Genomic DNA, 13,236 nt, shown 5'->3' with positions numbered 1-13,236 from the left:
GGTGTTCACCGTATCGTTTGAGGATGGCTGGGCGACCGGTTTGATCGTCCGTTTTTCACCTTGTGAGTTCGTGCTGAATGCTCACGGGGTAGGGACGATGCTAGGGGGTAGTCCTTGCCTCAAACAGCGGCCAGAAGGACAAACACTGTTGCCGGTTTGCGCATGAATACGGGGCTTGTGGACGCCATCACTGCCCTTGTGGCATGGTCGAAAAAAATGCCACGCAGCCAACAGGATCAAATTGATGGAGGAGGGTAATGAGGTCGGCGGCACACCGTCGATGGCGATGCTCAAGGCATTCAATCAATGCGTGTTGCACCTCGGGCGACTGGCACGGGAGCGCGGTGCCTCGCAATTCATCGAAGACGGGCTGCAAGCCTTTCGCCCACTGGTGCCGTTCGCGGCGGCATGGTGGGGCGAGATGTCCACGTCAGATGCCCATGTGGCGCCGAAAAGCTGGATGCACGGGCGCATAGACCTGCCCGAATCGTTTGCCGCCGAATGGCACAAGAGCGCAGGCAGCGACAAATTCTCCCATGACACCTTGAGCCAACCCGGCGCAGTGGTGCGTGACAGTGGTTACACCGATCCCCATGAAGAAGTCGATGCGTTCGCTCGCCGTCATGACCTCTACCATGTGATATGCATCACCTTCGAGTTGCCCGAAAGCGGTTTGATGTTCTTTGTCTGCCTCTATCGCGGCGAACACGCGTCAGGGTTCAACGACAGCGAGGCCGCGTTGTTTTCAGCCTTTTGCGATCACCTGTTGCAGCTGTGGCGCTTTCAGGTGCAGGACATGATCCGCATCGACACCGGTAACGGCGCCAGCGACTTCGGGGTCGCGCGCATGGACGGCACGCTGCTGTACGTGGGCGCCAGCCTGTGCGCGGCGATCCAGCGCGAAGTGCCGGGGTGGAGCGGGTCGATGCTGCCGGCGCAGGTGATCGCCCAACTGCCAAAAGCGCCGTGCGTCATACGCCTGGGACGCTGTGCGCTGACCCTCAGCCCGAATGCCAAACACGTCATTCTGTCCCTTGAAGCCCAGTCACGCGGCGTGGTGCTGGCGCCACGGGAGCGGACGGCGGCGATGCTGTTTGCGGCCGGTCATTCATATAAGGAGATCGCCAGGATCCTCGGCTTGAGTCCTGCGACTGTGCGCACTTATCTTCGCAACTGCTATTTGCAGCTTGGGGTGAAGAGCAAGGTTGAGCTGGGTTCTGTCTTGTCCGCGCAAGCCATCCGCCGCGATTAGGTATTTGCCCCCCCCAAAAACACGGGGGGTCATAGCACGGGAATTGTCCCCTGTTCTTCGGATACTTATCGGTTTTATTGCCTCCACTTGGGAGTCGAAGCAGTATTTTGAAATGCGGAAAACTCTTACGTGTTCTGTAGAGGTGTCCGACATCAATTCGTGTATTCCATTGATACCGTGTCCGCCCATTTCGCGTGCACAGACCATGGACGGTTTGGACATCGCGCTTTATTTCCTCTTTGCTTAAGGATAAGCGTATGTTCGGTTCGGCCAATACGGCGCATTTCACGCTGCACATCCCTGCGGTTCGCAATGATTTCAAAGTCCTCGCTTTTGACGGTGTCGAGGCCATCAGCGCCTTGTACGCGATCCAGGTTGAGCTGGTCAGCGAAAACCCGGATTTCGGTATCGAGAGCCTGCTCAGTCAGCCCGCCTTTCTAAAGTTCGGTCATCACGGCGAAGGTCTTCATGGCCACATTGAAGACGTGCTCGTCGGTGAGTCCGGCAAACGCCTGACCCGCTATCAATTGACCTTGGTGCCCGCGCTGCACTATTTGCAGTTCAGTTACGACCAGCGAATTTTCCAGCACCTGACCGTGCCGCAAATCATTGCTCAGGTGCTCAAAGGTCACGGCATACAGGCCGATGCGTTTACCTTCCATGTCAGTACCAGCCCCGAGCGCGAGTACTGCACGCAGTATGGGGAAAGTGATTACGAGCTGGTCCAGCGCCTGTGCGCCGAAGACGGCATCGCATGGCATTTCCAGCATTCCCCGCAAGGCCATGTGCTGGTGTTCACCGACGACCAGACCTGGTTTCCCAAACTGGGCGAAACCGCTTATCAACAAGACTCCGGCATGGTGGCGGACGAACCGGTCGTCAGCCAGTTCTCGATGCGCTTCAGCACCCGCCCCAGCACCACCACGCGCCGGCACTACGACTTCCAACGCCCGAATCTGCTGCTGGAAAACCGCTTCACGGCCGAGTTCACTCCTGAGCTTGAAGACTACCGTTACCGGGTTTTGATCGATAACGAACAGCGCGGCAAACAACTCGCTCGCCAGGCCCTGGAACGCCACCGTGCCGATTACCAGTTGATCGAGGGCCAGAGCGATCAGCCGAGCCTGCGCAGTGGTCACTTTTTTGACCTGACCGACCACCCGCGCAAAGTCTATAACGACCTGTGGCTGTTGCTCAGCGTGACGCATTCCGGAAAACAGCCGCAGTCACTGGAAGAAGCCATCACCAGCGACGTCCAACCCGCAGACGGCTTCACCCAAGGCTATCGCAACCGCTTCAGCGTCCTGCCATGGGACGTGATTTACCGGCCGCCGATGCGCTCACGCAAAACGCCGCTGGTGAGCCAGACCGCCCGCGTCACCGGACCTGCCGGCGAAGAGATCTACTGTGATGAATATGGTCGCGTGAAGGTCGAACTGCCGTGGGACCGGGCCGAACTCAACAGTGAAAAAAGCAGCTGCTGGCTGCGCGTCTCGACGCAATGGGCGGGTCCACATTTCGGTGCGATGACGATTCCGCGTGTCGGCATGGAAGTCATCGTCACCTTTCAAGACGGCAATCCCGATCATCCGTTCATTACCGGGTGCGCGCCGAACAAGGTCAATGCGGTGCCATACCCCTTGCCCGAACACAAAACCAAAACCGTCCTGCGCAGCCAAAGCTCCCCATACACCGGTGGTTACAACGAACTGTCGCTTGAAGACCGCGCCGGGCAGGAGAATATCTACCTGCGCGCCCAACGCGACCTCGAACAACTGATCCTCAACGACAGCGATACCAAAATTGGTAACGACCGCCGCGAACAGATCACCCGTGACAGCCACAGCCTGATCAGCAACGACCGTTTCGAACAGGTCGACAACCATAGCGCCAGCCTGATCAAGGGCGACGAGTTGCACACCACTGAAGGTGCGCGCAACACCGTGATCGGCGGCAATGAATTGATCACCATCAGCGGCAACAGCAGCACGACGGCAGAGGGCACGCTGGTGATTCAGGCGGGGCCTCACGCCCATGTCACCGCCAGCCATGTGGTGATCAAGGGCGATTCGAGCTTGACGCTTGAGTGCGGCGGTCAGCACATCGTGATCAACGCCGCCGGGATTTTCAGCAGCGTGGCCATTGTTCAGGGTGGGGCGCCGGTGGCCGGTGTGTCAGCGCTACCAGCGCTGTCAGCGAATCCCCTTGCAGCCGAAGTCTTGGTCATTAACACCCTTCCCAGCGAAACCCTGCTCAAACAAAACATCGTGTTTCGTGAAGCCAGCACGGGGATTTGTCCGGTGTGTGATGCCGCTCAAGAGACTCAGGACGCCGAGGAGGCTCAAGCATGACCGCCGAAACTATGGAAAAGGGCCTGCTTTTACTGGATGGCGCTCAGTATGACGACGCTATCGATTGGCTTGGCGAACACTACGGCCCGGACACTCCCCAATCGCTGTTCAAAGGTACGGCGTACGAACCGATTGCCGGGGCGGGGCCATTTTTACTGAATGCCTCATTGGGTACTGTCGCCTATACCGCGTGGTGGGGCGGTAGGGATTTGCAGCGAGGAGTGTGGTTGGCCACTTCTAAAAGTGCCCAACAACTGCTTCCGGTTCTGCAACGTCGCTTGCGTATTTTTGATCAACAGCAACGGGAGTTCTGGTTACGTCTGGCCGATGGTCCCGCACTGAACCGTGCCTGGATGGCAGGCGCGCAGTGGCCGGCAGGTTTCTGGTGTGGCGTTGATAGCGTCTGGTTACGGCATTCGGATTCGGCGGTGTGCGCTTGGAAAAACGAAAGGGCTGAATACGACTTGGCGCCGGCCAATAACGGGGTGACCGCACAAATCACCCTGCCCGAGGCGCTTTTGCAGGCCCTCAGCTTGCCAGCCTGCATGGAGCAAGATGCATGAGCACCCTCGATCCAGCGCGCTTCGGAACCTGCCCGATTTTTGCCGCCGTTTTGCCACTTCGATATGCCCTCGGTCCAACAACCGCTGTCGATACTAGTGCCTATGATTTGCCTGCGCTGCAGGGCCACTTTCCCGAACTCGGTCCCCGTCATCCTGACTTGAGCCAATACTCGCTGAATTACACCTCCCGCTTACTGCGCAATGGTTGGTTGTACGTTTGGGAAAGCAACCCACCCAGGTTGGTGGAGTATCAAGTCGAAGTGGCTCAGTTCAAGCAAACGCCCCGTGCTGGCAAGGTCATTGATGATCGGGTCAAACCTCACTTGGTGTTGAGAGCGGGTGATCCTGCCGGATTGGTTTGGTCGCCCACCCGTTGGAGTGAGCCGCAATATCTGGCTGCCAAAACTGACCCCGCCGTGCGCCAACGCATCATGCGCAGTTTTGTACCCGGCATTGCACCGTTCAGCGCTCCGGTCGGGACCATCGCCAAGCAGATTGGCGAATACAGCGATGCGACACGCTATGGCTGGAGCGGTCAGCCCGAAACGGAGCACGCACCCGACTGGCTGAACGTACTCAAGCAGATGGCACGTTGTGAACAACAGGCTTACGCCGTCATTGATGATGCCTGGGGCGTGCTGCTCGACCTTGCCGCGTTGATGCGTGCTCGCAAGGCTGGGTTTGACAGTTATCAGGAACATCACGCAGAAAAGTGGGCGATGGCCAGTGTCCTCAAGTCACTGAGCGAAGGCGACCGGCAACTGAGTGCACAACTGCCGTCTATCACTCGCTATGACGAACTCCAGCGGGCATGGAAAGATCAAGACATCCAGAATGATCGGTACACCGCCGACACGCGGCGCCTGGCCCAACTCTGGGTGGCGTGGTTCAACACCCTGCAAATCTTCGGTCCGTCGAGCATGGACACGGCTTGCGGTCATTTCGACATTACTCAGGCGATTGCCCGTGAGGCATTGGAACTGCATTTTGCTGAAGCCTGCCTCGGACCGGCCAGCACCAGTGTCGGGGCCGAGGCCATTACCCTCAGTCTGGATGGTGACAGGGCCGGTAAGCCATGGTTGCTTTGGGCGTTGCTTGGGTTGCCGTTACGGCTGGGTGTTGGAGAAATCAAATACCTTGTGGACTTCAGTGATGTGGCCCGCGATAACCAGGCGGCTGTGCAAGATGGCGCCAGCAAACTCGCCAGAGCGTTCGGTTATGCCGATGCGCTGAACAAAACCGCCGACAAACTGAAGCAACACAAGCCTGCATCCAGTCTCGAAGCGCTATTTCTGGCCATCGCCCCCGTCGCGGCGCTGCAATTGCATCAGGCGGACAATGCCACCAGCGCAGTCGGGCGGGTGTACATGGCGGCAGCCCTTGCCCGCAGCGACCAACGCATCCAGACCTCCGGCGTCACACCGCGCCAAATGGGCGAGTGGTTCAGCGATTTGATGGGGACACGCCAGACATTGCCTGCTGCTTTGAACGTTGCACCGGTGGCCAGCGGGGTGGCTGACGGTATCCCCTTCATGCACCTGGTGCCAGCTAGTACCAAGTTGCCACCGTTGCCGGTGAATCTGGCGGCGAATGTTGAGTTGAGCAGTGTGTTTGAGTTGAAAAGTGCGCTGAGTAAGGCGCCGATCAAGTCCATTGTGACGTTGGTGGCGGGGGTGAATTTTGCTTCGTCCGGTAGTGCATTTGTTGATAAGAAAACGGTAAAAAATGGCTTTGCCGCAGTCGGGGCTGCATTTGGAGTTGGTGCGGCAGGCGCAGCTGTGTGGCAGCGAGTCGGTGAAGTTAATTGGGAAATGGCTGTCCGCCAGACCGGGAAATTTTCAGTCTCATCAAGACTAATGTTGATTAAAACTTTGGGGCGCGCAGCGATTACCGCGGGGGCGCAGGTTGCTGTGTTGGCGTTCGACGTTGTGATCTATGGGATAGAAGCCTTTGAGGCGTACCAAAAAGGCGATTTCGACACCATGGCGACGAATTTGGCTATCGCCAGCGCCGAACTGGCCGGCATCGTGCTCTATGTAAAACTTTTCCGGGCTTACCGTGCCGCACAAGTCGCCGTGATGATCGGTAAGGCTGCAGCCATTGCGGGGGGGATGAATGTTGCACCGCATGTGGCCATAAAAATACTTGGCCTCACCTTGGTGATTGTTACCGGGGTTATTGCCCGGCTCTATACAGCAGACTCGCCTCTGGAACAGTGGGTAAAAAACAGCCGTTTTGGGATTAGTCCAGACGACACTTGGTCGAACAGCTACACCCTGTCCATGGAGAAGCTGTACCCCATTTTGTTTCCGATCAGTTTTGATGCTCGCCGGCTGGCGGAAATGCATCCCTACCAAGGACAGGTCACCTCCACCTATCTGATGCTGAAACTGCCGGGTGAAAACGTACCGTTGCCCGACACGATGATTCACTTCAAGGGCATCGAAGTGTGGGGTGATACGCTCGGCTATCACTCGGAGCAAATTAAAAAGGTCGAATGGACGGGCAAAGACTTTGCTCTACATAGTGGCAGTCGCATTCCTGTACCCGTTGGCATCACTCCTTATCGCCGTGTGTACCATGAGAACGGAGTGCGGGACTTGAAGCGTATCGAAGGCGAGTTGATCTATTCCCCACAAGAAGGGCTGACGCTGCCAGCAGTAAAAATCATGGAACGAGCATGGATATGAATATGCCAGAAGCACCACGTTATAGTTCTACGCCCATCGTCGCGCTTGAAGCGAACAAGTCCACTGGCGAACAGCCGATGGAGCTATTTATTACCGATGAACACACCGAGCATTACTTGGCGTTGCAATCAGGAGGTGATTCTTACCGAGGGCTGATGACGGGTGTGTTGGGCGGTATTGGTGGGGTCGCAGGAATCGGGCTTGGACTTGTCAGTCTTGTACACAGCGGTGAAGTTGAGGGGCTTTTCATAATGCTTTCAATATGTACTCCGCTATTTGTAGTGCCATTTCTATGGGAAACTCTACGACCGCTACCGCTACCTATTCTGTTTAACCGTCGCACCCGCGAAGTATATTTCGATCACGACGGCGAACTGTTCCACACTCCGTGGGAAGGCATCTCTGCCGTAGCCAATGAGTTTCAACTAGTCGGCCCCCACATCGGCGGCATGCAAAGCGCATCGCTGGAAATTCAGGTTTGGAAATTTCAAACCCCGGATACGGCACTGATGGTCAGCCTCGGCTCACCGCTCGGTAAATCATTGGCGATGCAGAAAGGCTTTTGGGAGTACATCCGCTCCTATATGAACAATGGCCCCTGGTTCGACGAGCACGGTAATCACAGTGAGTCGGATACATTTGTAAAAAGCCAACTATCCGTGCGAACCAAAATGAGCGACAGCTTCAAGCAAACACTGGAACGGATAAAACACGCGAAGCAAGAAAGCGGAGGCAAGAATTTTTTACGTGGCATCGATGTACTGGGCTTAGTACTCGATCTTTGCTTCTATCCCACCTGTCGCATTCAAGAACTCACCTACAGCCTCGCCAAACGCCGCTCCCGCAACTTATGGCCGAAAGTTGTCTCTGAACGTCTGAAAGGCGACGGTCCTACCACGCGCCTAGTTGATCTGGAACGCTAAAGGTACTCGACATGTCGTTGAGCAGCGTCACCATTAAAAAAGGAAAAATTATGCAGGCTGGTTTTGATTTGAAAGTTGGACTTGGAATTATGAGTTGGTTTTGTGCAAGTGGCATCGTGACGACACTTCTGCTTGTTTTTCCTATTCTCCAGTTTAGTGGTTATTTAGGGCTGTGGCCGATTGGTATCTCAGTGCTGGTGACCATAATACTGGGCACCACCAGCATCTTCGCAAGGCGTGACCATAAAGTCAGCATATCCATTGTCCCCGAAGGATTGATTTTTCGTGATGAGGCTGTTGGTTTTCATCGTCAAGACCTGATCCTGAACGAAGAAATACGCTCAGTCCGAGTTCGGCGTAATCCATTTTTCAAGACGCTTATCATTGATTTAAAAGAGACGAATCAACGTTTTTCTCTAAGCAATGTAATGCTTCCTGACGATTTCCTTTCGCAAATACAAGTGCGTATTGGTGGTGAAAATTAAGTGATCCTGAATACATCTAGATAGGCCTGTCTGGCAGGCCAGCTAATCGCTTTACCCCTCCTCATTTGTGGAGGTCCCTCCAACGCCCACGCACGCTAGGGTATGCCTTGCATATCAGGGGCTTGCGCGCAGGCTGTTCGGGCCTCTTCCAAAACTATAAAAACAGAGGTGAGGCAGTTGAAATTTTCCAGGCTTTTTGTCGCCATTGCAGCGACAACCGCATTTTCCGGTCTGGCGCTGGTGGGGTGCCAGACGCAGGGTTCGACCCCGGCAGACATGGTCATGCGCAACGGCTATGTCTACACCGTCGATGGCCAGAACTCGGTGCAGCAAGCGATTGCCGTCACGGGTGGGAAGATTGTCTATGTCGGCAATGACGAAGGGGTTGCCTCGTACATCGGTAAGCAAACCCAGCTGATCGATCTGGCGGGGCGCATGCTGATGCCAGGGTTCATCGATGCGCACATGCATCCGGGGGATGGCGGTCGCGCCATGACCTTGTGCGACCTGAAATACCAGACCATGACGCGTAAAGAGTTCCAGAAAACCATTCAGGCCTGCCTGGATGCCGACAAGGATAAAGGGCCGGATGTCTGGCTCGAAGTCGGCAGCTGGGACCGGATGGGCATGGACGGACTCGACGGCGACCCCGACAAATCGACGCTGGACGCACTCAAGACCAACCGGCCGATTCAGGTGCGCTCCACCGATTTTCATACCGTGCTGACCAACTCGCGCGGCCTGGCGGTCGCTGGCATCAACAAGCACACGGCCAACCCCAGTGATGGCAAGTACGTGCGCGACAGTGCCGGCAACCTCACCGGCATCTGCGAAGACGGCGCGGCCGATGCGATGGCCGCCGTGGTGCCTCCGGCCACCGACGCGGAAAAACTCAACCAGACCCGCGCCGCGCTCGACGCCATGCGCCAGCAAGGCATCACCAGTTTCTTCGATGCCTTGTCGGGGCCGGAAAATGGCAAAGCGTTTACCACCTTGCAGCAGTCGGGTGAGCTGACTGCCCGGGCCTTGCTGGCGATCAAACTGGACCCGGCGGCCGCAGCGGCCGACCCGACGAAGACCATCGCCGCGGCCAAGGCTTTGGCCGCCACGTACGACCAGGGCGACGCCAACGTCGCGCCGGGCGTGAGCATGCGTCACGTCAAATTGTTCATGGATGGCATCATCAATGCGCCGGCGGACACCGGTGCGATGTTGACGCCGTACCTGCACAACGCTGGCACCGATAAGGCACCAAAATGGGCGCCGGGCAAAAACGTTGGCGAGCTGTATTTCCCGCCGCAAGTGCTCAAACCGCTGTTGTTGCAAGCCGTGCAAGCCGGCCTCGACCCGCACCTGCACGCCACCGGCGACCGCGCCGTGCGTGACTCCCTCGACGGTATCGAATACGTCCGTCAGCAATTGCCCGGCAACGGCTTTCGCCCGGCCATTACGCACAACGAGTCCGTGGACCCCGCCGACTACGGGCGCTTCAAGGCCCTCGACGTGACCGCCAACATGTCCTTCCAATGGGCTCAGCAAGCGCCGTCCACGGTCGACGGCACCAGCGATCACCTCGGGCCTGCACGTTTTGCCCGCATGGAACCCTCGGGCAGCATCGCCCGCGCTGGCGGTCGTGTGGCGTATGGCAGCGACTGGCCTGTCGACCCCCTCGACGAGTTCCTGGCGCTGAAGATCGGTGTCACCCGCTCAGGTGATCCGCTGAACCCGCACAGCTATGGCCCCAAGTACGCCGGCCGCCTGAATGCCGACCCGGCGCTGTCCCGTGCCGAAGTGCTGCGCACCATCACCCTCAACGCCGCCGAGCAACTGAAGCTGGAGAACGTCGTCGGTTCGGTCGAGGTCGGCAAGTTTGCGGATCTGATCGTGCTGGACAAAAACTTCATGCAGGTGCCTGAAGAAGAATTGGCTCGCAACGCGGTGCTGATGACGGTGGTCGGTGGCAAAGTCGTGTGGGCCAAGGCGCCGTTCGTGGGGCAGGTGGCCATGACCGAACATCAAAAATAACCGCCCCCTAGTACACATTCCCTGTGGGAGCGAGCCTGCTCGCGAAAGCGGTGAGTCAGCTTGCATCAATGTTGAATGTGCCGCCGCCTTCGCGAGCAGGCTCGCTCCCACATTGGACTGCGTGGATTCGTTCTACCTTTGAAGAGAATAAAAATAATGACCCAGCACGGCGATAGCCAACAACGAAGTCCCCTGATCGAGACCCGCTCGATCGATTACATCCCCGAGGCCGAGCGTCATGGCAGCCTCTACAGTCAGTTCACCCTATGGCTGGGTGCCAACCTGCAAATCACGGCGATCGTCACCGGGGCGCTGGCCGTGGTGTTGGGCGGTGATGTGTTCTGGTCATTGATCGGTTTGCTGATCGGCCAGTTGCTCGGCGGCGCCGTCGTCGCCTTGCATGCCGCCCAGGGACCCAAACTCGGGTTGCCGCAGATGATCTCCAGCCGTGTGCAGTTCGGGGTTTACGGCGCGGCCATACCGATTGTGCTGGTGTGCCTGATGTACCTCGGTTTCAGCGCCACTGGCGCGGTCCTTTCGGGGCAGGCGATTGCCCAGTTGATCAGCGTCAGCGACAGCACCGGCATCCTGATATTTGCCGCGTGCATCGCGTTCCTGACGATCTTCGGCTATCGGGTGATTCACCTGGTGGGAAGGGTGGCCAGCGTGCTGGGCATCATCGCCTTCGCTTACCTGTTCACCCGGTTGATGACCCTCAACGACATCGGCCTGCTCCTGGAAAACCGCCACTTTGGCTGGAGCACGTTCCTGCTGGCGGTGTCGCTGTCGGCGTCGTGGCAGATTGCGTTTGGCCCGTATGTGGCCGACTACTCGCGTTACTTGCCGAGCAAAACCTCGTCCTGGAAAACCTTCACCGCCGTCGGCCTGGGGACTGTGCTAGGCGCCCAGGCGTCCATGGTGCTGGGGGTGTTTGCCGCTGCGTTGGCCGGCGCCAACTTTCGCGGTCACGAAGTGGCGACCATCGTCGGCCTGGGCAGTACCGGGGTGATGGCGTCGCTGCTGTACCTGAGCGTGGTGTTCGGCAAGGTCACGGTGTCGACGCTTAACGCCTATGGCAGCTTCATGTGCGTGGCCACCATCATCAGCGGTTTCCGCAGTCGCCTGGAAATCACCGCCCGCCAGCGCATGCTGTTTGTATTGCTGATCGTCGCGGCATCCACCACGCTCGCATTGGTCGGCCAGTACTCGTTCCTGAACTCGTTCAAGTACTTCATCCTGTTTCTGCTGACGTTCTTCACCCCGTGGAGCGCGATCAACCTGGTGGACTATTACTTCATCAACAAGGAGCGCTATGACATCCCGGCATTGTCCGACCCGGCCGGGCGTTACGGTCGCTGGAACGTGTTGGGCATCAGCGTGTATGTCAGCGGCGTGTTGATCCAGCTGCCTTTTGTCGACACACACTTCTACTCCGGGCCGATGGTCGCGCAGCTGGGTGGCGTGGATATTTCCTGGATCGTCGGGTTGGTGGTGCCGGGGGTTCTTTACTACCTGCTGGCCAGGAAGTCAGCGCTGACTGTGCCGGTTGCACGAAGCACGAAGGCCTGACGGACAGGGGCGGCAGTGCATGGATCGACATTGCACTGTCGCGGGTCGTTGATGAAGCACCTGTGCTGATTTCGTCACTCCCTCCGTGCAAACCCATCAAGCCCTATCGCCTTGAATAGACCACCCTGACCGGTCTGTCCAAGGAGATGACCATGATCCGATTGACCCTGATCGAAGCCCATGCGTTGGCCGAATCGATCCTGTTGTACAACGGTTTTAACCTGGCCCATGCGCGTGCGGTGGCGGCGACGGTGATTGCCGGCGAGCGCGATGGCTGTGCTTCCCACGGCTTGTACCGGATTCTGGGGTGTGTCAATTCCCTGCGGGCCGGCAAGGTGTCGGCCACGGCCGAACCCCGGTTGATCGACCAGGCACCGTCGATTGTGCGGGTGGATGCCGGCGGTGGTTTTTCGCAGCTGGCTTTTCAGGCGGGTTTGCCGCTGTTGACGGAGAAAACCCGAGCCAACGGGATCGCGGCGTTGGCGATCAATCACTGCGTGCATTTCTCGGCGCTTTGGGTGGAGATCGAGCAGTTGACCGCTGCCGGCCTGGTGGCGCTGGCGTGTAATCCAAGTCATGCCTGGGTGGCCCCGGCCGGTGGGTGCTTGCCGGTGTTCGGCACCAACCCCATTGCCTTTGGCTGGCCCCGTCAGGGACATGATCCTTTTGTGTTCGACTTCGCCACCAGCGCCATTGCCCGTGGCGACATCGAACTGCACCGCCGTGCCGGCAAAGCGATCCCCGAGGGCTGGGGCGTGGATGCGCAGGGGCAGTCCAGCACCGATGCCAACGTCGTGCTCGACAGCGGCGCGATGCTGACGTTCGGCGGGCACAAGGGCTCGGCGCTGGCGGCCATGGTGGAGCTGATTGCCGGGCCGTTGATCGGTGACCTCACCAGCGCCGAGTCGTTGGCTTACGACGCGGGCAGCAAGTCGTCGCCGTATCACGGTGAACTGATCATTGCCCTTGATCCGCAGCGCTTTTTGGGGAACATGACGGAGGTACATCTGGCCAGAGCCGAAGCATTGTTCCAGAGTATCGAAGGGCAGGGCGCACGCTTGCCATCCCAACGCCGATACGAGGCGCGGGCGCGTAGCCTGGTGGAGGGGGTGCAGATTCCTGAGGCTTTATGTAACGACCTCAAGGCATTGCTGGCTTGATTCAATAACTGTAGGAGTGAGCCTGCTCGCGATGAGGGCAGTACATTCAACATCCCTGTTGGCTGACACACCGCTATCGCGAGCAGGCTCACTCCTATGTATGGACTCGCCCCCACTGTCTACCTGCTTTTCAAACACTGCTACCCGGTTGCATCTATGTATAAGGCCTATTCGAGGAAGCCATCTTTGGCTTCTGGCCAACATTGGTTGAGCTCACG

9 protein-coding genes are annotated in these 13,236 nt (G+C 57.9%); all 9 read left to right on the top strand.

The features are described from left to right. Positions 1 to 244: 244 nt before the first annotated feature. A complete protein-coding gene (locus KGB06_RS16925; RefSeq protein ID WP_223517675.1) occupies positions 245 to 1,252 on the top strand; it encodes a helix-turn-helix transcriptional regulator in 1,008 nt (335 codons plus the stop codon). Between the two features lie 257 nt (positions 1,253 to 1,509). Beyond that, positions 1,510 to 3,603 (top strand): type VI secretion system tip protein VgrG, encoded by a 2,094-nt coding sequence (locus tag KGB06_RS16920; protein WP_223517674.1) that lies wholly within the window; start codon positions 1,510 to 1,512, stop codon positions 3,601 to 3,603. After that, positions 3,600 to 4,166 (top strand): DUF4123 domain-containing protein, encoded by a 567-nt coding sequence (locus KGB06_RS16915; protein WP_223517673.1) that lies wholly within the window; start codon positions 3,600 to 3,602, stop codon positions 4,164 to 4,166. Before KGB06_RS16920 ends, KGB06_RS16915 begins: the two co-directional genes overlap by 4 nt. Then, complete coding sequence (locus KGB06_RS16910; RefSeq protein WP_223517670.1) at positions 4,163 to 6,856, top strand: toxin VasX; 2,694 nt, start codon at positions 4,163 to 4,165, stop codon at positions 6,854 to 6,856. Before KGB06_RS16915 ends, KGB06_RS16910 begins: the two co-directional genes overlap by 4 nt. Then, entirely contained in the window at positions 6,847 to 7,779 is a 933-nt protein-coding gene (locus KGB06_RS16905) for a hypothetical protein (RefSeq protein WP_223517669.1), read from the top strand. Before KGB06_RS16910 ends, KGB06_RS16905 begins: the two co-directional genes overlap by 10 nt. Before the next feature lie 11 nt (positions 7,780 to 7,790). Beyond that, entirely contained in the window at positions 7,791 to 8,264 is a 474-nt protein-coding gene (locus KGB06_RS16900; protein WP_223517667.1) for a hypothetical protein, read from the top strand. Between the two features lie 177 nt (positions 8,265 to 8,441). Further along, positions 8,442 to 10,289, top strand: a complete 1,848-nt coding sequence (locus KGB06_RS16895) for an amidohydrolase (RefSeq protein ID WP_223517665.1) — start codon at positions 8,442 to 8,444, stop codon at positions 10,287 to 10,289. Positions 10,290 to 10,445: 156 nt separating this feature from the next. Then, positions 10,446 to 11,858 carry a purine-cytosine permease family protein gene (locus KGB06_RS16890; RefSeq protein WP_223517663.1) on the top strand — a complete coding sequence of 471 codons (1,413 nt, stop codon included), beginning with the start codon at positions 10,446 to 10,448 and terminating at the stop codon, positions 11,856 to 11,858. Between the two features lie 152 nt (positions 11,859 to 12,010). Continuing rightward, the gene (locus KGB06_RS16885) at positions 12,011 to 13,018 is read left to right on the top strand and encodes an Ldh family oxidoreductase (protein WP_223517662.1); all 1,008 of its coding nucleotides are present in this window, start codon (positions 12,011 to 12,013) and stop codon (positions 13,016 to 13,018) included. The last annotated feature ends 218 nt before the right edge of the window (positions 13,019 to 13,236 follow it).

It is taken from the genome of Pseudomonas sp. GL-B-19 (assembly GCF_019956415.1).
Classification (GTDB): Bacteria; Pseudomonadota; Gammaproteobacteria; order Pseudomonadales; family Pseudomonadaceae; genus Aquipseudomonas.
This window is presented reverse-complemented; position numbering and strand designations above follow the sequence as displayed.